We start from the raw sequence: 20,472 nt of genomic DNA on the forward strand, positions 1-20,472 counted from the left end.
TTTCAATCACTCGACCATTCAAGAGATTCAAGATGATAACAAGCAACATCAATGACAATAAAAAGTATTTTATGGATTTTTTTATCATGAAAGACTTCCTTTTTTTGTGTCATTGTATTAGTTTAAACATATCTAGTTTTTAAAACAAGGGGAATGGAATCTGGAAATACGATATTTTTCTTACTTCTACTCGGGAGTGATGGTATGAAACGAATTTATGTATGGATTACGATAGTGATGATTCTAGGAGTGGGCATCATCGGTGCTTCAGCCTTTAAGGTGTTTTATTATGATGAAAAACAAGAGGTCACTCAGGAAATCGATCATTATTTGAAGCAACAGAAGTATATGACATATGTGAAGAACAAGGAAATTCGATACGATACGAGCACGGGTGAATTCATTGCACTGGTCGTGTTCCAAGATGAACCGGAAAATGAATATGAGATTTATCGATCGGGATCTCATCGCTTTAAAGTCACGGGATTCAAAGACGGCGAACAAATTACGAACAAACAAGAAGGACGGTATATTTCAGAGTATTGACAGCAAGTAGTCAAGAATGGAAGTGAGGTGACAAAATGAAAAACATGATCTTTTTAGGAAGCGTCGTTGCGCAACTCATGGTACTCTTTTCACTTCATTACGGATTTCACGTAATCAGTGATACAACGCTTAAAATATCTTTATTGGCTTCTCTGATCGTTGTATTGATCGCGCGGAACAAATGGAAGATTTCGTTTTAATGGGAGATTGAATCGGATGACAAAAGATTGTTTGGAGGAAAAGATAAGTGAACGTCAGTGAATTTTTTGACTGGAAAATCAACTTAGATGATGAACTGTATGCTGTCATTGATGAGAAGGCGAGAAAAATGGTAGTGATGGGGGACTTCATCGAACTGACTGCGGTCTTGTGGTTGGATCGAAATGATGTCCTTCAGTTAAAGCCGACATGGGATTGTGTAATATCCATCGATGATGCTACAAAACAAATTACGATTCGCTCGGCAGAATCACTGAACATGAAAGAAGAATGTTAAGAGGTACATAAATCGAGTCCATTCGTGCAATCGCTGAATGGGCTCGATTGTTATTTAAAGTACGATGTCTACTTTAATTCATGTTGAACGGAGCCAGTCACTTCAACATGATGCTGGTCGTATACAGTCGTCAGTACATGATCTTCGACGATTTCATAGTTGTATGTATAGTCTGGTTCATTCGTGTATTTGATTTCCAGCACGTATCTTCCGGTCTTCGACTCAAAGACCGTTTCCTTTTTTGAAATATCTTGTTCGTATCCTGATTCAACTAACATTCGTTCAATCTTGATTTCGGTCATCGTTTTAGAAACGAAGAGGTAAGTCGGATAGGCAGCTATCAAGATGACGAGAACGATAAGTGTATAGATGAGTGGACGTACTTCTTTTTTCATACAATCACATCCGTTCCGATGAAATGAATAGAGAAGCTAGGTATTCTATATTGAAGATGAGGAGAGATATGTGATGGGAAAAAACAAAGACGAGATACCGTACTATATGAGGAACGTTCCGTTCTTCTTCCTAACGGCACTCCTCGCGCCCATCGCGGTACTACTTGTACTGCTCAATTGGGATAAGCTCTCGACACAAATGAGAAATAACCATTTAACGTTTTCAATCCTAATGACCATGTTATATATCTCAAAAATACTGCCTGACGGCCTATTTAAAATCATATTCGCGGTTTTTACGTGGACATTGATTCTTTTCGTGACATACATCTACTTCGGTGGCGGTAGAAGAGGAGGGAAATCATGAGTAAGTATCATTTATCGAGCATTCGGTTAGTTCTCATTGTCGTCATCACATCGTCAATCTTGTATTTTGGATTCGATTGGGAACTCGGGTATGGCATCATTTTTTTAATAGTAACAGTAGGGTATACCATATATCTCAACTTCAAATCAGCCCAAATCGAAAAGGCTGAAGCAGAGACGAAGAACGATTGATTTCATTTGAAGTCAATCGTTCTGTTTAAATATGACCCCACCGAACTAAATCGTCGAGATAATCACGATACGATTCCGATTATTATCTTTTTCACCGACGCACTGGAATTCACCTGCTTTTACACAAATAGACCGTTGGACGAGTGACGAGTCCAATGGTCTATTTGTGTTATTTGTCGTCCTGTAGAACACATTTCATCGCCTTAGATCATTTTATATCCCATTCGTCTCGCCTCGATGAAAGCAGCAGCAAGAAAGGCGAAGACCCCCCAAAGGATCCATGCTGCCCCACGTCCAACGAGTAAGGGATCCGTTCCATACAGAGATGTGCCCCACGTTAGAACGATTCCGTCTAAAAATGTAGCCACTAACAGTCCGAGACTGACACCCGGCACCATCTGTTCAGCATTCAAGCATGCAACTTTTTTTATGATGATGACGGAAATCCACGAAACCGGTAAACCAATCAGGAAGGCAATCACGTTTCCAACATTTTCGAACATGCCGATTCCAGATCCGAATCTGACTGACAGGGCACCGACGAACCAAAATGCTGCACCAAGTACGACCAAGATGATAGTTTGTCCTTTCGAGAATAGAGGGGGCTTATCATGTGTCATTTGTATTTCCTCCTTAAAGATGTAGTATTTACTACATAAATAAATGTAGCATCTACTACGCTTTTTGACAATGCCATGGTGTATCGATTGTAACTGTCACAATATTTTTATCGAAGTGATTTCGTTTTCGTGAAAAACAACTTGAATAATCGCCGATTCAGCTATAAAAAAGGTCAATCGATGACGATAGATAGGTACAGATTGTTCTTTTGAAAAACTGTCTTAGTACATGAACGATACATAGAAGGAGTTAATGACACCATGAATGAAACCTTACCGAGACCGCTACGCTCACCAGCGATTTTGTCGAGCCTTGAAGCAAACGTCGCGATGATCTGTTTTGATCGCCAACGACGCGTCGTCGACGTCAATGACTTGTTTGCGAAAACGATGAAATATAAACGAGACGAGATGATTGGCTTACAGCACCATACGTTTTGCACACCAGAATTCGCGAACAGCCGTGAGTATCAGGACTTTTGGACACGTCTGTTTTCGGGCTTCAGTACAGCGGATAAAATCAAACGAGTCGATGCCCGGGGCGACATCTTGTGGCTTGAAGCAACCTACATGCCGATTTTTGAAGGAGAAGAGGTCGTCGGTGTCGTCAAGATTGCGAGTAACATTACGGACCGGATCGACCGCGTGCAAGGATATGCGAAAAGCTTCCAGACGCTTGCTGAAGGACTGAATCTGCAGTCGATTCAAGGATCGAAAGATGGCAACCAGCTTCAAGAGACGATGAACACGATCTCGAGTGAAACGGCAGAAAACCAACAGACGTTCGAAACGCTATATGACCAAGCTATCGAGATCACGAAGATTGCTGATACGATCAAGGAGATTGCTGCTCGGACGAACCTGTTGTCACTAAACGCGGCAATCGAAGCGGCACGGGCTGGAGAACACGGTAAAGGCTTTACGGTCGTTGCCAGTGAAGTCAAAAACTTATCGGATTTAGTCGGCAGTGCAGTTATCGAAGTGCGCACGAATACGGAAACGATGAATCGTCAAATCATGGCGATGATGAAAAAGATTGAAGCGTCCCATCTCGAAGTCGCGTCGAGCCTTGCGACGGTAAAAGAAACGATGCAACGCTTTACCGCAATCGAAGAGGTCGCACGACAACTCGAGCAGCAAACAGAGGATTTCCGGTCGTTTATTTGAAAATGATATAGAAAAAGCGATGGCAATGGGCCATCGTTTTTTTGTTTAGTCAGATGAGTCGTTTTGGAAGAGTAAAGGCGTGGGATATAACACATGAGCCCGTTGACCACAGAACGAAGGCACGTTATAATTCAAATAGACGTTTGAATGTAAGGTAAAAGGAGGCAACGTCATGGCACATGATCATCATCACCACCATCATCATACCGACAATAAAAAGGTACTAGGCCTGTCGTTCCTGATCATCACCGCGTTCATGATCGTCGAGGTCATCGGCGGGATTTGGACGAACAGTCTCGCGTTGTTATCAGACGCTGGGCACATGTTAAGTGATTCGATTTCACTTGCGATCGCCCTGTTAGCCTTCCAGTTCTCGAGTCAAGCACCGGATGCGAATAAGACATTCGGTTCAAAACGCTTTGAAATCTTAGCCGCTATCATAAATGGTGTGACGCTGATCGTCATCGCCCTCTATATTTTCATTGAAGCCATTCAACGCTTCATCGATCCACCCGCTGTCGCAACGACCGGGATGCTGATCATCAGTGTCCTCGGGTTGCTCGTCAACATTCTCGTTGCCTGGATCATGACACGCGGCGGAGGGCATGAGCACAACCTCAACATGCGTGGTGCCTATCTGCACGTCTTAAGTGACATGCTCGGATCCGTTGGTGCGATTGCAGCTGCTCTTCTGATCATGTTCTTCGGTTGGGGATGGGCGGATCCCTTGGCGAGTGTCATCGTTGCGATCCTCGTCTTACGGAGTGGCTATTACGTGACAAAGGCATCCGTTCACGTCTTGATGGAAGGAACGCCGAGCGACGTCGATATCGATGAGGTCGTTTCGACGATTCAGACGAACGAAGCCGTCCTCGGACTACATGATCTACACATCTGGTCGATCACGAGTGGGTATAACGCATTATCGTGTCACGTCGTCGTCAAGGAGGACATGACTGTCCGGGAGTCAGAGTCGATTCGCGAACAGATTGATCACGATTTGAAACACGTCGGGATTAATCACGCGACGATCCAGGTCGAGACGGATCAGCACGCACATGGCAATACGTTGTATTGTAACGGCAAACACGAATCGCATACGCATTAAAAAACGAGCACGCGTCCAAGTCGGACGAGTGCTCGTTTGCTTATGCTCAAATGATCGGCACCGTTGGTAGAAACAGCGTCGCGAATAGACTGATACTCAAGAACATCGAGTATCCGAAAAAGGTCGTTTTGGCATTTCCAGCAGCTCGGTTACCTAAGTACATGAATAAGACGATGGATAAGAACGTCAAACCCGTCAATACGGACGAGTGGTGTTGATCCGGCGAAGGAGCAAGCGACTGGACAAGATGCGCGAGACCAAGCGGCAGGACGATCAAAAGAAAGTAGTAGCCTAGACGTGCCTCGGATGGGACGTCGACCTGTTCCTGTTCGGTTTCATAGTCATAACGCGTTTGCGTTTTCATGGATCTTCACCTCCCTATGCGTTTTAGTATAGCGAATGAACATGTCGGCTCTGTTACAGACGGGTAAGAATGCCTTAACAGACGATGACGATGTGATGACGAAAAAAGAATAGGCAGCAATTGAGAAAAATTGTAAGATGAACAAGAAGTCGGTTAAAGAAAGGAATAAAGCATCATGTCACGTGCATTTCGTTTTATGTATGTCTCGGATTTGTTATCGACCGTCGGGACGAGTTTCGTTTATATCGCGATCTACTGGTTGAGCGCGGAACAAATCAGTGCTTCTGGCGTCGCCCTGATTGCGACTGGTGTCTTTTTGATTCGTTTTCTCGTCTCAACGTTCGTTGGACCATGGATCGACCGATTCGTCAGTGCATCGTTGTACCAAATGTCGTTACTCATTCGGTTGCTTGCGCTTGGGATCGCGTTAGCGGGAATCGGTCTGACGGACGTCGTCCTACCGTGGTTACTCGGCTTACTCGTCGTGCAGACGATCTTACAAATCATTGGCGGCAATGCCGTCTTCACATGGGTCGTTGATTTAGTCGAAGATGACCAATTGCCGCAAGCGAATGCGTATCTTGCAACGATCGAACGGATCGGTACGTTGAGCGGATTTTTACTCGGTGGGATGATGGTCGCCCATTTCTCGATCGCGAGTATCTTATGGCTCGATCTTGGTCTACATCTTGCCGCCTGGTTACTCGTTCGACATATGACAGGACAAGTCGCAGAAGGGGCGCGTCAAGGATCGTACCGCGAAGCGTTGCTCGAAGGGATTGGTCACGTCGTGCGTGACGGTCGCTTAAAATGGATCCTCGGTTGTGCGATCCTCGCAAACTGGATGATCACACCAATGAATACTTTACTTGCGCCATATGCGAAGGATGTCTTATCGGGAAATGCCCAGACGTTTTCTGCACTCGAACTGGCGACGGTGATCGGGGGAATCGCGATGTCGCTCCTTTACGGAAAATGGTTCGCCTCCGTACGACAGGATAAGCTGTTTCGTTTTGCCGTCGTCTTGCAAGGTCTTGCGATTGCGATTGTCGCCTATGTCTCATTCGTCCCAGTGGCTGTTGGTGGGTTCATCTTACTCGGCATGGCGCTGACGTTATTCGGGATTCCGTTTGCGACCTTATTGCAGCGCTCGACGCCTGCGCATTTGCTCGGCAGGGTCCGTACGGCGATGGTCGCTGCATCAACGGCGTGTTCTGCGCTCTGTTACGGTCTGTCGTCGTACTTGACGTCGTTCTTCAGCATCTCGTTCGTCTTTCTGTTCTTTGCCTTAAGTGGTCTTGTCATGACCAGTATCTGGTTGCTCTTTCATCGTACCGTTTCCTTTGCTGAAGAACGACAGGACAAGGTCGGATGAAATATCCGCCTTGAGGTGGAGGTAAGCGGTTTCGCACTCTTGTACACTAGAGATAGAAATGAACGATGAGGAGTGGAGTCGATGGAGAGTTTATGGATCACGGCGTTATTGTTTTTGATTCCGATCAGTGGGATGACGGTCTTCTTGAATGTACTGTGGCGCCGAATGGAAACGGAAGGCGTTTCGGAGTAATCATGAACTAAATAGTGCGTCTGCTCGCCGATGTTAGATCGGATAGCGGACGCTTTTTTCATTTGAGGCATGAATGGTCGTAGGAGAATAACCTCAGATTCGTTAAATCAACATTTCCCGTGTAAACTGATGTAGTAAGTAGTTTTATGATGTTTCGATTGAACATAAGGGGGATGAATCACCATGAAAGCAATCATTACAGGTATGAACGGAACGGTAGCACCCGTCGTTGCGGACGTCTTAGCAAAGCACGACATCGAGACAGTCGCCTGGGACCGAACGAAAGTCTCGACGACTGACGAATCCGCGATGCGCACGTTTTTAGAAACGGAACGACCAGATTATTTCTTACATATCGGGATGGGGTCTGTCAGTTGGACGGAAGCGCTCGTCCGCTTGTGCCAGGAGTATAAAATTCCGTTCTTCTTCACGAGTACGGTGTCTGTCTTCTCAGACGACGTGCCGGCACCGATTGACAAGGACGCAGTACCGGATGCGACCGACGAATACGGTGCCTATAAGATTGCCTGCGAACAAGCGATTCAAGCACTCGATCCACAAGCGAAAATCGTCCGGATCGGCTGGCAAATCGGGACGGAAGCTGGTTCGAACAACATGGTCGATTTCTTTACGAACGAGATGAAACAGCACGGCGTCATTCAGGCGAGTCGGAACTGGTATCCGTCGAGTTCGGTGCTTGAAGATACGGCTGAAGCGCTCGTTACGATTTTACTTGAACACGAAGCAGGTCTCTATCAGTTGAACGGTAACGATCGCTATTCGATGTACGACTTAGCGCGTGCCTTGAATACGCTTCACGCAAAAAACTGGACGATCGAACCGGTCGATGAACCACGCCGCGATAACCGAATGGCGACGGACGTCGTTTTGGTCCGCCTGTTGTCAGAACGATTGCCCCTCTAATCAAACATCCCGCTCTCCTTGACGCGTGTCAAAGAAAGCGGGATGTTTTTTTACTGCGTTACCGGTGTTTCTGCCGCAAAAGCAAGCGTTGGTCCAAAGATTTCGTAATGCAGTTTGTCTCGTGACGCCGTGAAGTGTTCGATCACATATTGAATCATTGCTTCCGGACCACAGACGTATGTCGAATCCGTGATACCTGCGATAACGTCTTTCGGCAGGCGACCCGCTTGATCCATTGCCTGGTGTTCCGCGTAACGAATGACGCGCGCGCCGCGCTGCTCAAGCAAGGCAAGTTGCTCGTTAAATGGACGATTGCGTTCGTCTTGGACGGCATGATGTAACGTTACCTGTCGACCAGCAGCTAACGCTTCGTCAGCCATCGCAAGCATCGGTGTAATCCCGATACCACCGGCAATCAGCACGACGGGTTCGCCTGATGCATCAAGAGTGAAGGCACCCGCTGGCGCACTGATCAATACCGTGTCACCGACTTGCGCTGCATGTAAATAGTCCGAGACGATGCCTTCTCGTTTGACACCAATCGTATATGTCTCCGTGTTCGATGCCGTCGTCAGACTGTATTGACGATTGTGCCATAAGCCATCTTTGTCTTGAATCCGCACCGTAATGTATTGTCCGGCTCGATAAGCGGGGAGTGGACCGTCCGTGCGGAAGGTCAAGGCGCGAATCCGATCCGCTTGTTCCTCGACATTCGAAATCTCGACTGTCTGATAACCGGAAAAATCTTTCGCTTGTTCATCCTGCGCGTAGAGTTCGGCTTCGAGCGTGATGAACAGATTGGCAATCTCTCCGTATGCTTCTCCCCACGCGTGCAAGATTTCTGGCGTTGCGGCTTCTCCTAAGACATCTTGCATCGCCCCGAGTAATTCGTGTCCGACGATAGGATACATCTCCGGTTTGATTTGTAGACTGCGGTGCTTATGGAGCACGGGTAATAAGACCGGTTTTAACGTCTCGAGTCGATCGATGTGAGCAGCAGCGGCATACACGGCGGTCGTGAGTGCTTGCGATTGGCGGTCGCTCCGCTGATTCGATTGATTGAAGACGTGTTTCAGTTCCGGATGAGCTTGAAACAAACGCTGATAAAAAACTTTCGTGATCGCGGCACCGTGCGACGCAAGGACGGGAACAGTCGATTGAACGATTTGAATGGTAGAGGTTGATAACATAAGACCACTTCCTTTTTGTTAAGTAATGAAGACAGTCTTAGTATTTCGTAGTCTCACCTTTAATACAATATTTAAAATACTAGATTAATGAATATCGTGCCTTTTGTCACAAGCAGGTCAAGATTTCGACAACGATTCGTCACGATTGGTTAGAGATCCAGAGCTTCGAGAAATCAAAGTAACCGAACGAGTCGATCGTGATGTTTTGCAGTTCGATCGGATACGGAATCAGCCGCGTATCGTGATAGAACGGGATGAAATACGATTCGTCGATCAAGTGGCGTTCGATTGCTTGGTGGATCGGGAGCCAGTCTTCGAACGATGTCGCATCGTATTGTTCGATCCAGGTCAGCATCTCTGGCATCTGCTGAAAAAGTCGGATCGGTGGTGAGAACGTGTTCGTCATGAACTGATAAAAGGCGTACTGGATATTTCGCTCGAACACTTCGGCATGGATGGCGAGATCAATCGTATCGTAGACATGAAAATCCGTGATGCTCTCTTCAAATCCGACCTCGACGAACTCATACGGAATCCCGTCTTGATCAAATCGCTGACAGAGCCAGCGTGTTACCTTGTCCGTAAAATCGGTCAACTTGATTCGGATCGGTTGTGTGAATAAAACAGCAGGACCTTCAGGTGTTGGGTATGGTCGACTGTATGATTCAAGAAATCCGGAGTCGTTCGGTTGTGCCCGTTCATGGAAGTCATGAATGCCATTACGGACTTCTGCGACGAGCCGGTGGATATAATGTCGCGCGGCTTTGGATTCAAACGGACCACCGGCGCGTGGATGGAGCAAGACAAGACCAAATCCGGATTGCGTTGCGATCGTATCAATCGGACTGGAATCAGAAGCCGATGTCCGGTAGACCGGGTCATATTGCTCCGGCATCTGGATGAACTCAATCCGGTCGAGCAGGGCACGGATGCCAAAGTAATTCGGGAACGCTGTCAGAACGGTCTTCTTGTCGTCATGTTGCGTCAGTTGGAACGGTCCCGTCCCGACACCGTCCTTGATAATGCTCGTATGTATCGAGGCAAGTTGCGGCAAAATCGAACTTCGACGTTGATCGAGTGTGAGGTCGACCCGGTACGGACCGTTCGAGACGATCTGTTTTACGTGCCGGTAGGAATAAGCGTAAGCCGGATATTTAATCAAAGCACGCAAGCTCTTCGTCACTTCCTTACTCGTCAGGAGCGAACCGTCATGAAAGCGGACGTCTTTCCGTAAGAAGAGACTGAGCGTCGCCCCGTTCCAGACATAGTGATGCGCCAGTTCACCCTGAATGTTGCCGTCGCTGTCGATCGTAAACAGACGGTTGAAGACGTTCTGGACGAGATGGGCACTATGGATATCGGCTGCTTCTAACGGGTGTGTCGTCAGGAAATTCCGTTTTCGCGGAATCAATAACGCGTCAGCCGTCGTCTGTGTATAGCCGAATTTTCGTTCGAGTTGTCGCATGAAGCGTCCTGCTTGCGCCGGCGACCAGTCCCACGTCAATTCCTCCGTCACTGATTCGATCGAGTCACGGTCAATCCGCTCGAGCATCTGTTTCGCATACTCCCGTTCGACGTGGCGCAACCAGACGAGTTCACTTAAGTTGCCTCGTCCGCGGCCGCTCGTGTAACCAATCCAGCCGTCTTCCTGCCATTTATTGAGATATCGTTTCGTTTGTTTAGGACTGAGATGGATGGCGTTGGCAAGCGTCGCAATCGAGTAGTGTCCATTTCGGCAAGTCTTCCATAACATAAAAAGATAAGCATCCATCGTACTTCTCCTCCTTAAAAGGGGACATCTTTTATTAATGACGTCCATTTTTCCTGTGTCTTGTCTTGTTTATGATACAGGTAGAGAATGGAAGGTGACAATATGAAATGGAAAGAAATACCGAAACCAATTAAAGTACGTCTCATCACATCGTTTTTCAACCGGGCTGTCTCGTTCTCCATCATGCCGTTCATGGCCCTCTTGTTCGTCCGGGCATTCAACGAAGTCATCGCCGGTGCATTTTTGATCGCGATGGTCTTCGTCAGCTTCATCACGAATCTACTCGGCGGATATCTTGCCGACCGCTTTTCCCGCAAACGTCTGCTCGTCACGACTTCTGCGCTCACAGCGCTGACGTTCATCACGATGACGATCTCATTGACACTCGACTGGATGCTGTTGTTCATGGTCATCTACGCTGTCTTCTCGGTGACAAGTAATCTTGGTCGACCGGCAATGAGCGCAATTATCATCGATGCAACGACGAAGGAAAATCGCCAAGCGGTTTATGCGCTTGACTACTGGTTGATCAATCTCTCGATCGCCATCGGAACGGCGCTCGGGGGCTGGCTCTACGTCAGTAATCAATTGCTGTTGTTCGGGATCTTAAGCTTCACGTCGTCCGTTTTACCGATTGCCTATTATCTGTTTCTTGACGACACGCCACGGACGTGGCAACGTCAAAAACTACGTGGCGTTCTCACGGATATCTTCACGAGCTATCAACTCGCTTGGCGGGACCGTCCATTCGTTAAGGTCGTCTTCGGTTCGATGTGTATCTTAGCGGCTGAGTTTTCGATGGGCAGTTATGTCGCCGTCCGACTCGCCGATTCGTTCGAACCACTATCATTTGCCGGGTGGTCGATCAACGGGGTCCGGATGATGAGTATCATCAACATCGAAAATACGTTGCTCGTCGTCACGTTGACGTTCATCGTCCAGCGATTAGCGAAGCGTTTGTCGCCGCGCCGGACGCTCGCTGCGGGTCTCATGCTGTACACGATCGGTTATGTTGTCGTGACGAGTGCCAATAGCATGACGGCACTGATGGTCTTCATCTTCATCGCAACGATTGGCGAGTTGCTCTACTCTCCGGTCTTGAACACACAAAAAGCAAACATGATGCCAGCCGATCAACGTGGGGCGTACTCAGCGTTCGCGGGAACGTCGTTTGCTGGAGCGGACTTACTTTCTCGGTCGACGATTCTCGTCGGGACCTTCTTGATCCCATCGATGATGAGTGTATACATCGGATTGATCCTCTTGACGGGCTTTGGATTAGTCTATACGAGTCTGTTCGTGAAGGAATCTGTCGAACGAGAGCGAAACGTATCTTAATAAGGGGGAATACAGATGAACTTACCAGATACTATCGAAACGCCACGGCACCTGTTACGCCGTTGGCAAGAAGACGATGCAGAAGCATTGTATGCTTACGCCAAGGATCCAACTGTTGGACCAAAAGCAGGCTGGGCGCCGCACGCGTCACTTGACGAAAGCCAGGAAGTGATTGGCATTTTCCAAGCGTCAGTTGGCGAGTATGCCGTGACCGATAAGGAGACGGGGGCAGTCATCGGGAGCTTCGGATTTCACTTTAATCGTCGGCCGGACGATTCGATCACCCATGACCGTCAAGTTGAGATCGGCTATGTCCTCGCGCCTAACTACTGGGGAGAAGGGCGGATGCCGGAAATCGTTGAAGCAATGCTTGATTTCATCTTCCGGGAACTACCGATCGATGTGGTTTGGTGTGGTCACTTTGATTTTAATGATCAATCACGCCGTGTCGTTGAGAAACTCGGGTTTACGCCTGTTCTTGACCGACCATTCGTCTTAGAACGAATCGACGGACGGACCGTGACGAGCCATGTCTACAACTGGACGCGTGAGCGGTATGAAGCAATACAAGGGAATTGATCACTATATAAAATAAAAAGGCGTGCACCGGTGCACGCCTTTTTATTTTATATAGTGATGTCTAAATAGACATTAAAAACGAATACATTCTGTTATGGCTTAACTTTCATATCTTCATACCAAAAAAGAGAATAATCCATCATCAATGAGGGTTCATTTTGCTGCCTTAACATGGTAGTAATGTTCCCCAGGTGATACGTACCGTGATTGGCTACATGTAAAAGAATTTCTTCAAAAGTCGTTTCCCGTGGACCAGACCAAGGATTATCCACATGTATCGTCATAGTAAGAGTTGAGTTCTGATTTAAAAATAGTTGATACTTTGATGCTATATTTTTGAATGCTGTTTTGAATTCTTCAATTGTATATGCATCAGTTAATGGTAATTGACTCATCGCATCTTGTAGCGCTTGTTGAAATTCTACTTTTTCTAAAACATGAATCCACATAGTATCAACTGCAAGAATATGACTAAGTGTTTTAGCGATTGTCGGATAAGAGCTTTTCACCTCTTTATTTAATAGATTTTCAGGTAATGCATCCATATGATCTAACATCAACTGCATCGCCCAGTTGTGATATTCATACATCGTTTTTCCGGCATTCATCCAAATCGCTCCTTTAATTGTAGTAAGAACTGTCTAACTACGTTCATTATAAAAAAGGATATATGACATCTGAGTGTCATATATCCTCATATAGATTAACTATTTTTTTGGCTTCATTTCTTAATATGTCTTGTAAGTACAAGGGATGAATAACAACTACACCTGATCTGAAGCTTAATAAAATGTTGATTAACCATTCCGCATGTAAAGGTGAAGGTAACAATAAAGTCATCGTAACACTACCATCTTCTTCAAAAACCATCGATTGATGCTGAAAATGATTTAAGACTACATGAATGGATTCAGGATGAATTCTTAACGTGATACTTTCCCGTGCGGGTTTCACGACAGCTCTGTCTCCAGGAATGGGATGGTTATCCTGAATAGATGTTGGAAGTCTTTGAAGGTTGAGCATATGTGACACTTTGAATTCGCGGTAATCATTTCTTAAATAACAATAAGCATAAAGGTACCATGTACGAAATTTATATCGTAGAAAAATGGGATCTACTTCTCGAATGGTCTGTTCCTTTTGAGCACTGATGTATTGAAACAGAACTCTTTTTGATTCTTTGATACTCTTTTGAAGATCAATTAAGAAAGTAGGCTCAATGGATTGATCAGCTAAATCAATGTGCAAATGGTTATTTTGTTCTTCTGTCGTAAGAATCGAAAGCCGTTCTAGCGTATTTTTTAAATCTTGATCATGTAATTGCGCTGATAAACTTTTCATTAAAGATAGAACATCGACCATAGAAGACGCATTTAAAAAGGTCTTATCCCATTTATAATTCTCAATAATACCGAAACCTCCATTAGTTCCATGATAAGAAGTAACGGGAATTCCAGCTGCACTAATGGTTTCAATATCTCGATAAATCGTTCTCTGAGAGACATTTAATTCACTAGCTAATTGAGCGGCCGAGATCGTAGAGCGATGCAGTAACTTAAATATGATAGTCAGTAATCGTTCGAGTTTCAAAAAATTCTCCTTTGTATTAAGCACGACTATAGTTTGAACCGTCATTCCATACAAATAATTACGTTTAGTATAATTGATTTATTCGTTCTATGGAGAGATTAAAAAGTACTTCGTAATGAATTGAATCAAAATCCAAAGAAAAAAGTATGCATCGCGCATACTTTTTGTGGTTTTCCTTATCTTATTAGATATGTTTGGGTTGTAAATCTAATTCAATATGTAATTTTGACCTATTTCTTTAAGAATTTATTCGGCGATAAGACAGCTACCACTTTGAAGTCGGGAAGCTAACACCAAAAAAATGAAAATTACTTATGAATCATAAAAATGTAAAATCAAAGGTTACGTATGGAAAAGGAAGTAAGTTAAAATTCGGTTCAATTCAAATAAAGTCCTTATCTAAATAAGAAGGAGAGTGGGAAAAAATGAATCAGGTTGCAGCCATAAGTATGCTAGGAAACGTCTTTATTTTTATAGTCGTTTTATACTTTAATCAGAACCAAATCGTTTCTTCAGTGCTTTGAGACGTTTGACTGATCTTGTTTAGATTCGCGAATAAAAGCGACTGTCATTGTAATGGCAGCAACAACATATCCGACGAGTACAGAGGTCAATTCCGACCAATCAAATACAGAACGGAGAATGATTTGGGGAACAAAATAGACGAGCAATGCAATCGGCAAAATCCATGTCTTCGTCTTCCATGCCGTGACAAGAATCCAGATAATCAATAGGGCACCAATCATCCAGCCGACGCTTAGGGATAACGTGATCTTTGGTGAATCAACAAGTCCGTTGACGATCAATAGTCCGATGATTAACAGAAAATGAATACTACCATGAATGCCGTAACGCATGATACGAGGGCGCGCTCTATCACGTAAAGCATCTTGACGGAAGAGAAACGCCAGGGTGGTCAGGTAAACGGCACTAATCAACAGGAAACCGCCAACGAGCAAGATACTGAACGTCGTTTTACCATTTAAGAGGTTTTGAAGATAGAGAAAACTGGATGCGCCGAGAAAAACTTGCAAGACGATCCAAAACGCTTCTTTTGGATCAAATGACATCTCTTTAGAAATCGATTGGATGTAAACGGCGGGACTATCACCCGTGATCGCGCGAACCGATTTTCCGTCTGCTTCCGCTTCGATCAGGTGATCTTCGAGTTCGTTGACAATCTCGTTCGTCGCCAATTCATTTTACCCGAAGCAAGTAGGTATACCTTTAAGTCTTCCAAAAATCGTTTTGATTCCGTCGATAGGGTCATCTCATTCGTCCTCCTTTAAAATGCTTTCGACACTCGTTGAAAGGTGATGCCATCTTTGTTTGAAAGCGGCGAGTTCTTCAACACCGCTCGTTGTGATCGAATAATACTTTCGTTTTGGACCGGACGGGGAGACGCGAGAGGTTGCTTCGATCCAGTCCAGTTTTTGCATCCGAATCAATAGAGGATAGATTGTTCCTTCGCTGATGTCAGCTAAACCGTATGCTTTGAGTTTCGTCGCCAGTTCGTAGCCATAAATCTCTTCTTCCGCGATCAGTGCAAGTAAACAACCGTCGAGAATCCCCTTTAACATTTGCGTCGATGACATCCGCATCATCCTTTCGCTACTTGGTATTACAAGGTAATGATATACCAAGCTATTGTGTATTGCAAGGTAGCTGGAGGAAAAAGATTCATTTCCCTGAAAAAAAGGTAAACAAATCATAAAGTAGATACGTCGCTTGTTTAGAAAAGGGAGGTATTGATCGTGGATAAGCGGAATACTATCGTCTCGGCGACCGTCGTCTTCATCATCATGGGTATCGTCATGGCTGTCTCTGCGTTTGGTTTCGGCATTCGTTATGGTGAACCGGAGTTGTTACGTATCGCAATCTTCGGTGAAGTCGCAACAGCGATTTTTCTCGTCTGGTACATTCGTCGTCATGCCACGTTTGCTGCCGTCGGGTTTTCGAAATTGCAGTCGCGGGGTCTAATCTGGTACATTCCGTTACTGCTGATCGTTCTCGTTCAAGTCGGATTGATCGTCAATGCGTTGTTCACGTCCTCGATATCATCATCGTCACTCCAACTTGTCGGAATCGTCTTCCTGACGACCTTATTCGTCGGTTTCAATGAGGAAGTCTTGTTTCGCGGCATCATCTTACGTTATCTTCGACCGAACGAACATCCGTATCGTGCCGTCCTCATCAGTGCGCTTCTGTTCTCATCTTTCCACTTGCTTAATTTGATCGCCTTGATTCCACCGGCAGCGATGTTGTTCCAACTTGCGAACACATTCGTCTTTGGTGTTTTCTTAGCGATCATCGCACTGAAGCTGAATAACCTCTGGCCATTAATCATTTTCCATGCGCTGTGGGATTTCGCGAGCATCGCAGCGGATGTCGTGAACGTCAATTTAGGCATCACTCCTCTTTTGACGCAAGCTTATCTACTCGTAGCGATCGTCATTCAACTGATCTTGTTGAAACGACATGATCTCAGCCATCTGAATGGACCGATGAATCCACGTAACGTTTGAATAGCTGACTCTCCGTTGTTTGACGGGGAGTTTTTATTTTTGAATAAAGCTAGTATCAATGATTAATATGTAATATATTACTTGTATGAAACCTACAGATGATTTAGCCATTGCACGACTTCCTCTCAGTGAGGAAGTATATCGACGTTTACAGCATCACATCATCACTTTACGCCTCGCCCCAGGCGAGAAGGTGAACGATCAAGCGCTCGCGGAAATGTTCGGAGTCAGCCGAACACCGGTCCGCGAAGCCTTGAAACGACTCGAGGAGGAAGGATTGATTTTTGCGAAACGGGGCTCGCGGACGATCGTGACAGAGCTTGACGCTGAACAGGCACAGCAAACCTATCCGATTATCGCGACACTGCACGGGCTAGCAGCGCGTCTAGCGGGACCGCAATTGACGGAAGACGACTTGATGGAACTTCAAACGATTCACCAACAGTTCACAACGGCAATCGACCAACAGGAGACGGAGACAGCGCTGACGCTTGACGATGCCTTTCACGATGTTTTTGTGTTGCGCAGTCAGAACGCTCAGCTACGGGAAACGATTCGCCGATTGACGCCGCTGATCCGCCGGCTCGAATACGCCCAGTTCGATCGACTCGGTCGTCAATCGATTGCCGATCATGCGGCGATTTTGATTGCATGTCAACAACGGGATGTCGAGCAGCTCGTCCAGGCGACGGAACATAACTGGAACGGGCTCGGACGTTTACTCGTCTCGACACTAAAGGAGGAGCGCTGATGCGACCAATCATTTATGGGATCTTGGCGGCGATGTTCTTTGCCGTCACCTTCATCTTGAATCAATCGATGCAAGGAGCAGGGGGGCACTGGATCTACAGTGCGTCGCTTCGCTTCTTCTTGATGTTGCCGTTCTTCGTCGTCATCGTCTTGATGCGTCGGGGAATTGGTCGCGTCTTACAGGCACTGCGAGCAGACTTCGGTTTTTGGTTACTGTACGGTACAATCGGTTTCGGACTGTTTTACGGTAGCATCTGTCTTGCTGCCGATCATGCACCGGGCTGGCTGATTGCCGGAACGTGGCAATTGACGATTTTAGCCGGACCACTGCTTGCGCCCTTGTTCAAACAACGGATTCCGTGGTCGGCTCTTAAGTATTCCGTCTTGATCGTCCTTGGGGTCGTCGTCATGCAGTTATCCGTCGCAGGAAGTCTATCGCTACAATCCTTACTGTTCGGTGCCTTGCCGGTGCTCGTCGCTGCGATTGCCTATCCGCTTGGTAACCGGAAGATGATGGAACGGTATGGGGATGAGCTCGATGTCTTTGAACGGATCCTTGGAATGACGATCGCGAGTCTACCGTTTTGGATCGTGCTTTCCGTAATTGCTTACATACAAATCGGCTTACCGAGTATCAGTCAAGTGACCCAGTCCGGCTTCGTCGCTTTATTCTCAGGCGTCATCGCGACATCGCTCTTCTTCTACGCGACGTCACTCGTCCGGACGGAACCGGTCCGGTTAGCCGCGATCGAGGCGACCCAGTCGTTTGAGATCGTCTTCACCGTTCTCGGGGAGATTTTGTTTCTCCATGCGGCACTACCGACGGGACTCGCGACATTCGGGATCATCCTCGTCATGCTCGGGATGACGTTGCATAGCTTGAATCAGGCGGAGCGGACGGTCGTCCGTCCTGCGAAACGAAAAATCAATTGAGAAAGTAGGCTGTCAGATGGTTTTAACAGGTACACTCGTCAATACCGTCCTGATCATCGTCGGGACGTTGCTCGGATTGATGTTCCACCGGATTCCGGAACGGATGAAGGAGACGGTCTTGCAAGCGATTGGTCTAGCCGTCGTCGTCCTCGGGATCCAGATGGGAATGAAAAGCACGAACTTTTTGATCGTCATCGGTAGTCTTGTTCTCGGAGGTGCGATCGGGGAATGGTTCCGTCTCGATGAGAAGCTCGACCGGATGGGGGCATGGCTCGAGCGTAAGATCAGTCGCGGTCGTCCATCAAATATCGCCGAAGGCTTCGTCACCGCGACGTTGATTTTCGTCATCGGAGCGATGGGTGTCCTCGGTGCGCTCGACGGTGGACTGCGTCAGGATCACGACGTCCTCTATACGAAGGGGTTGATTGACGGTTTCACGGCGCTTGTCCTCAGTTCAACGCTCGGGATCGGCGTCATGTTCTCAGCGATTCCCGTTTTCCTCTATCAAGGGGCGATCGCACTGAGTGCCGTTGCCATCACGAAGTTCATTCCCGATGCCGCGTTGCAAGAATTCATCTTAGAGATGACGGCGACCGGTGGAGTGATGATTGCAGCAATCGGTCTCAATCTCGCTGGAATCACGAAAATCCGTGTCGCGAACTTGTTACCGGGCATCGTCATCGTCGCTGTCATCGTGACGGGCTTACATCTATTCTAACGAGACATCCCCGCCTGTCCGAAAGGACGAGCGGGGATGTTGTGTTATGTCTCAATTAATTCATGTGTCTCGTATGCCGTAATCGTATGGGCATCGTAATGGAAGTCATGCAGTAACGGGTGTTCGATCGACAGAACAATCGGTAGGTAGTGCCGGAGGTTGCTGATGACACCCATGTTATCGTCGCCTAAAATCCAGTCGAGTGATTTCCAATCGAGGATTCCTTCAACTGTCATGACCGGTGTTGGAAACGGACGATCTTCTAAATCAGCCAGGTAAAGGTACATGCCAGATGTCTCTTCCCCATGTAAGCGAACGATGCCTTTTGATGTCACTGAGGTGAGCGTGATGCCTGTCTCTTCAAACGTCTCGCGGATGACGGCGGCTTCCGGTGTCTCGCCCGGTTCGATCTTACCACCGACACCATTCCACATGCCCATCGCCGGACGTTTTTGCCGATTGACGAGTAAAAAGTGGTCTGCGTGGCGGATTAAACAAAGTGTGTAACGATCCATGATTTACGACTCCCGTCCTAAAAAGTGTGTGTTGTACAGCATCTCGAATTGGGCGGGACCTGCGACCGGTAATTCGGTCGTCGTCGCTTCTTCAATTCGTAACGTCCGCTCAGTCAACGTCTTTTGTCCGCGCGGCGTCCGCATTGCAACGAGGCGACCTTTATTAAATGGCGAAGCGTCACTCTGCTGGATGATCTGTTCCATCTTCGATAAGTCATCTGTTGTAATGGATGTCTCGCGGTCGAACCGGTAGCCAGTCACAAACTCTGCTTGTCCAGTTCGCTTCATCTCAAGTGTGTCATTATTGATGATCCGGTAACTGCCGCTAGCGGAATGAACGGTTTCCCCACTCAACGGAACAGGAACGAGCGGTAAATTAACACCGAAGCCGGTATCAAGCAGGTGTGTTTCATTCCAAAGGATTGCGACATGGGTTGGTCCGGTCGCTGACCAGGCGTCCGACTTCGTATCGTAAACAGTCGCTTGCACGAGTCGTACGGGACAATTTCGTTCCTGCAGGACCCGGTGCAACAGTCCGTTTAAGTCATAACAGACACCACCGCGTCGCTCTGTCAGAAACGTCTCGATGAAGCGCTCGTCGCTAAACGGACGGATGCGCTTCTCAAGGACGGTCGTATTCTCGAACGGTAACTGGTAGGCGAAGGCTTCGAGTAAGTCAGGTAATTGATCAAACGTGATTGCATCGAGCGGAAACTCAATCCGCTGTCCTAAGTCTTTCATCCAATCCATCTCTGATTCCTCCTTTGTTCACTACCTGATTATCCCATATTCCTTCAGATAATGTGGATTTCAGCCTA

At 46.8% G+C, this 20,472-nt stretch carries 24 protein-coding genes; 13 read left to right on the forward strand and 11 right to left on the reverse strand.

The window, feature by feature from the left end; translation table 11 throughout:
• Window positions 1-204 precede the first annotated feature (204 nt).
• Window positions 205-546: a DUF3139 domain-containing protein gene (locus tag KNQ09_RS04165; RefSeq protein ID WP_214857548.1), complete on the forward strand. Its 342-nt coding sequence runs from the start codon at window positions 205-207 to the stop codon at window positions 544-546.
• Between the two features lie 247 nt (window positions 547-793).
• Window positions 794-1,042 (forward strand): hypothetical protein, encoded by a 249-nt coding sequence (locus tag KNQ09_RS04170; protein ID WP_023468196.1) that lies wholly within the window; start codon window positions 794-796, stop codon window positions 1,040-1,042.
• Window positions 1,043-1,110: 68 nt separating this feature from the next.
• Here the strand turns inward: KNQ09_RS04170 and KNQ09_RS04175 are convergent, their stop codons facing one another.
• Complete coding sequence (locus tag KNQ09_RS04175; RefSeq protein ID WP_069940608.1) at window positions 1,111-1,437, reverse strand: DUF3139 domain-containing protein; 327 nt, start codon at window positions 1,435-1,437, stop codon at window positions 1,111-1,113.
• Between the two features lie 363 nt (window positions 1,438-1,800).
• Here KNQ09_RS04175 and KNQ09_RS04180 point away from each other — a divergent pair, with 363 nt between their 5' ends.
• A complete protein-coding gene (locus tag KNQ09_RS04180) occupies window positions 1,801-1,995 on the forward strand; it encodes a hypothetical protein (protein ID WP_064300907.1) in 195 nt (64 codons plus the stop codon).
• Window positions 1,996-2,198: 203 nt separating this feature from the next.
• On the opposite strand, the gene KNQ09_RS04185 is transcribed toward KNQ09_RS04180, so the two are convergent.
• Window positions 2,199-2,615, reverse strand: coding sequence for a hypothetical protein (locus tag KNQ09_RS04185; protein WP_214857550.1), 417 nt, complete (start codon window positions 2,613-2,615; stop codon window positions 2,199-2,201).
• A gap of 261 nt (window positions 2,616-2,876) precedes the next feature.
• Between KNQ09_RS04185 and KNQ09_RS04190 the strand changes: the two genes are divergently transcribed.
• Both KNQ09_RS04190 and KNQ09_RS04195 read left to right on the forward strand, forming a co-directional pair.
• Complete coding sequence (locus tag KNQ09_RS04190; protein WP_214857552.1) at window positions 2,877-3,782, forward strand: methyl-accepting chemotaxis protein; 906 nt, start codon at window positions 2,877-2,879, stop codon at window positions 3,780-3,782.
• A 172-nt stretch (window positions 3,783-3,954) separates the two neighbouring features.
• Window positions 3,955-4,890, forward strand: coding sequence for a cation diffusion facilitator family transporter (locus tag KNQ09_RS04195; RefSeq protein ID WP_064300911.1), 936 nt, complete (start codon window positions 3,955-3,957; stop codon window positions 4,888-4,890).
• A 46-nt stretch (window positions 4,891-4,936) separates the two neighbouring features.
• Here KNQ09_RS04195 and KNQ09_RS04200 read toward each other — a convergent pair whose 3' ends face one another.
• A complete protein-coding gene (locus KNQ09_RS04200) occupies window positions 4,937-5,254 on the reverse strand; it encodes a hypothetical protein (RefSeq protein WP_064300912.1) in 318 nt (105 codons plus the stop codon).
• A gap of 175 nt (window positions 5,255-5,429) precedes the next feature.
• Here KNQ09_RS04200 and KNQ09_RS04205 point away from each other — a divergent pair, with 175 nt between their 5' ends.
• Window positions 5,430-6,629, forward strand: a complete 1,200-nt coding sequence (locus tag KNQ09_RS04205) for an MFS transporter (protein WP_214857553.1) — start codon at window positions 5,430-5,432, stop codon at window positions 6,627-6,629.
• 375 nt (window positions 6,630-7,004) lie between these two features.
• On the forward strand, window positions 7,005-7,745 hold the full coding sequence (locus tag KNQ09_RS04210; RefSeq protein ID WP_214857554.1) for a sugar nucleotide-binding protein: 741 nt from the start codon (window positions 7,005-7,007) through the stop codon (window positions 7,743-7,745).
• A 50-nt stretch (window positions 7,746-7,795) separates the two neighbouring features.
• On the opposite strand, the gene KNQ09_RS04215 is transcribed toward KNQ09_RS04210, so the two are convergent.
• Entirely contained in the window at window positions 7,796-8,935 is a 1,140-nt protein-coding gene (locus KNQ09_RS04215; protein WP_214857555.1) for a globin domain-containing protein, read from the reverse strand.
• 139 nt (window positions 8,936-9,074) lie between these two features.
• Window positions 9,075-10,706 carry an ABC transporter substrate-binding protein gene (locus KNQ09_RS04220; RefSeq protein ID WP_214857556.1) on the reverse strand — a complete coding sequence of 544 codons (1,632 nt, stop codon included), beginning with the start codon at window positions 10,704-10,706 and terminating at the stop codon, window positions 9,075-9,077.
• A gap of 102 nt (window positions 10,707-10,808) precedes the next feature.
• Between KNQ09_RS04220 and KNQ09_RS04225 the strand changes: the two genes are divergently transcribed.
• Entirely contained in the window at window positions 10,809-12,044 is a 1,236-nt protein-coding gene (locus tag KNQ09_RS04225; RefSeq protein ID WP_214857557.1) for an MDR family MFS transporter, read from the forward strand.
• Window positions 12,045-12,059: 15 nt separating this feature from the next.
• The gene (locus tag KNQ09_RS04230; protein ID WP_214857558.1) at window positions 12,060-12,623 is read left to right on the forward strand and encodes a GNAT family N-acetyltransferase; all 564 of its coding nucleotides are present in this window, start codon (window positions 12,060-12,062) and stop codon (window positions 12,621-12,623) included.
• 92 nt (window positions 12,624-12,715) lie between these two features.
• On the opposite strand, the gene KNQ09_RS04235 is transcribed toward KNQ09_RS04230, so the two are convergent.
• From KNQ09_RS04235 to KNQ09_RS04250, 4 genes are all read right to left on the reverse strand, one after another.
• Complete coding sequence (locus KNQ09_RS04235; protein ID WP_064300919.1) at window positions 12,716-13,231, reverse strand: DinB family protein; 516 nt, start codon at window positions 13,229-13,231, stop codon at window positions 12,716-12,718.
• Window positions 13,232-13,307: 76 nt separating this feature from the next.
• On the reverse strand, window positions 13,308-14,213 hold the full coding sequence (locus tag KNQ09_RS04240; RefSeq protein WP_214857560.1) for a helix-turn-helix transcriptional regulator: 906 nt from the start codon (window positions 14,211-14,213) through the stop codon (window positions 13,308-13,310).
• A gap of 512 nt (window positions 14,214-14,725) precedes the next feature.
• On the reverse strand, window positions 14,726-15,409 hold the full coding sequence (locus tag KNQ09_RS04245) for a hypothetical protein (RefSeq protein WP_214857562.1): 684 nt from the start codon (window positions 15,407-15,409) through the stop codon (window positions 14,726-14,728).
• 75 nt (window positions 15,410-15,484) lie between these two features.
• Window positions 15,485-15,808, reverse strand: coding sequence for a PadR family transcriptional regulator (locus tag KNQ09_RS04250; RefSeq protein ID WP_214857563.1), 324 nt, complete (start codon window positions 15,806-15,808; stop codon window positions 15,485-15,487).
• A 159-nt stretch (window positions 15,809-15,967) separates the two neighbouring features.
• On the opposite strand from KNQ09_RS04250, the gene KNQ09_RS04255 reads away from it, so the two are divergent.
• The 4 genes from KNQ09_RS04255 to KNQ09_RS04270 all read left to right on the forward strand — a co-directional run bounded on the left by KNQ09_RS04255 (window position 15,968) and on the right by KNQ09_RS04270 (window position 19,139).
• Window positions 15,968-16,738 (forward strand): CPBP family intramembrane glutamic endopeptidase, encoded by a 771-nt coding sequence (locus tag KNQ09_RS04255; RefSeq protein ID WP_214857566.1) that lies wholly within the window; start codon window positions 15,968-15,970, stop codon window positions 16,736-16,738.
• A gap of 85 nt (window positions 16,739-16,823) precedes the next feature.
• Window positions 16,824-17,489 carry a GntR family transcriptional regulator gene (locus tag KNQ09_RS04260; RefSeq protein ID WP_174316277.1) on the forward strand — a complete coding sequence of 222 codons (666 nt, stop codon included), beginning with the start codon at window positions 16,824-16,826 and terminating at the stop codon, window positions 17,487-17,489.
• The gene (locus tag KNQ09_RS04265) at window positions 17,489-18,421 is read left to right on the forward strand and encodes a DMT family transporter (RefSeq protein ID WP_214857568.1); all 933 of its coding nucleotides are present in this window, start codon (window positions 17,489-17,491) and stop codon (window positions 18,419-18,421) included. The genes KNQ09_RS04260 and KNQ09_RS04265 overlap by 1 nt, the downstream gene beginning before the upstream one ends.
• A 16-nt stretch (window positions 18,422-18,437) precedes the next feature.
• Window positions 18,438-19,139, forward strand: a complete 702-nt coding sequence (locus KNQ09_RS04270; RefSeq protein ID WP_035397505.1) for a DUF554 domain-containing protein — start codon at window positions 18,438-18,440, stop codon at window positions 19,137-19,139.
• A gap of 44 nt (window positions 19,140-19,183) precedes the next feature.
• Here KNQ09_RS04270 and KNQ09_RS04275 read toward each other — a convergent pair whose 3' ends face one another.
• Entirely contained in the window at window positions 19,184-19,654 is a 471-nt protein-coding gene (locus tag KNQ09_RS04275; RefSeq protein ID WP_214857570.1) for an NUDIX hydrolase, read from the reverse strand.
• A 3-nt stretch (window positions 19,655-19,657) separates the two neighbouring features.
• The gene (locus tag KNQ09_RS04280) at window positions 19,658-20,404 is read right to left on the reverse strand and encodes an arylamine N-acetyltransferase family protein (protein WP_214857572.1); all 747 of its coding nucleotides are present in this window, start codon (window positions 20,402-20,404) and stop codon (window positions 19,658-19,660) included.
• Window positions 20,405-20,472: the final 68 nt, after the last annotated feature.

This window comes from Exiguobacterium sp. s191 (genome assembly GCF_018618955.1).
In the GTDB taxonomy this organism is placed as follows: domain Bacteria; phylum Bacillota; class Bacilli; order Exiguobacteriales; family Exiguobacteriaceae; genus Exiguobacterium_A; species Exiguobacterium_A abrahamii.

Excerpts from the sequence above, each read along its gene's own strand:
- KNQ09_RS04270 (WP_035397505.1), top strand. The coding sequence starts at position 18,438 with ATGGTTTTAACAGGTACACTCGTCAATACCGTCCTGATCATCGTCGGG.
- KNQ09_RS04275 (WP_214857570.1), bottom strand. The coding sequence starts at position 19,654 with ATGGATCGTTACACACTTTGTTTAATCCGCCACGCAGACCACTTTTTA.
- KNQ09_RS04210 (WP_214857554.1), top strand. The coding sequence starts at position 7,005 with ATGAAAGCAATCATTACAGGTATGAACGGAACGGTAGCACCCGTCGTT.
- KNQ09_RS04205 (WP_214857553.1), top strand. The coding sequence starts at position 5,430 with ATGTCACGTGCATTTCGTTTTATGTATGTCTCGGATTTGTTATCGACC.
- KNQ09_RS04180 (WP_064300907.1), top strand. The coding sequence starts at position 1,801 with ATGAGTAAGTATCATTTATCGAGCATTCGGTTAGTTCTCATTGTCGTC.
- KNQ09_RS04280 (WP_214857572.1), bottom strand. The coding sequence starts at position 20,404 with ATGGATTGGATGAAAGACTTAGGACAGCGGATTGAGTTTCCGCTCGAT.
- KNQ09_RS04235 (WP_064300919.1), bottom strand. The coding sequence starts at position 13,231 with ATGAATGCCGGAAAAACGATGTATGAATATCACAACTGGGCGATGCAG.
- KNQ09_RS04230 (WP_214857558.1), top strand. The coding sequence starts at position 12,060 with ATGAACTTACCAGATACTATCGAAACGCCACGGCACCTGTTACGCCGT.
- KNQ09_RS04225 (WP_214857557.1), top strand. The coding sequence starts at position 10,809 with ATGAAATGGAAAGAAATACCGAAACCAATTAAAGTACGTCTCATCACA.
- KNQ09_RS04185 (WP_214857550.1), bottom strand. The coding sequence starts at position 2,615 with ATGACACATGATAAGCCCCCTCTATTCTCGAAAGGACAAACTATCATC.
- KNQ09_RS04165 (WP_214857548.1), top strand. The coding sequence starts at position 205 with ATGAAACGAATTTATGTATGGATTACGATAGTGATGATTCTAGGAGTG.
- KNQ09_RS04250 (WP_214857563.1), bottom strand. The coding sequence starts at position 15,808 with ATGTCATCGACGCAAATGTTAAAGGGGATTCTCGACGGTTGTTTACTT.
- KNQ09_RS04215 (WP_214857555.1), bottom strand. The coding sequence starts at position 8,935 with ATGTTATCAACCTCTACCATTCAAATCGTTCAATCGACTGTTCCCGTC.
- KNQ09_RS04200 (WP_064300912.1), bottom strand. The coding sequence starts at position 5,254 with ATGAAAACGCAAACGCGTTATGACTATGAAACCGAACAGGAACAGGTC.
- KNQ09_RS04220 (WP_214857556.1), bottom strand. The coding sequence starts at position 10,706 with ATGGATGCTTATCTTTTTATGTTATGGAAGACTTGCCGAAATGGACAC.
- KNQ09_RS04265 (WP_214857568.1), top strand. The coding sequence starts at position 17,489 with ATGCGACCAATCATTTATGGGATCTTGGCGGCGATGTTCTTTGCCGTC.
- KNQ09_RS04195 (WP_064300911.1), top strand. The coding sequence starts at position 3,955 with ATGGCACATGATCATCATCACCACCATCATCATACCGACAATAAAAAG.
- KNQ09_RS04260 (WP_174316277.1), top strand. The coding sequence starts at position 16,824 with ATGAAACCTACAGATGATTTAGCCATTGCACGACTTCCTCTCAGTGAG.
- KNQ09_RS04190 (WP_214857552.1), top strand. The coding sequence starts at position 2,877 with ATGAATGAAACCTTACCGAGACCGCTACGCTCACCAGCGATTTTGTCG.
- KNQ09_RS04175 (WP_069940608.1), bottom strand. The coding sequence starts at position 1,437 with ATGAAAAAAGAAGTACGTCCACTCATCTATACACTTATCGTTCTCGTC.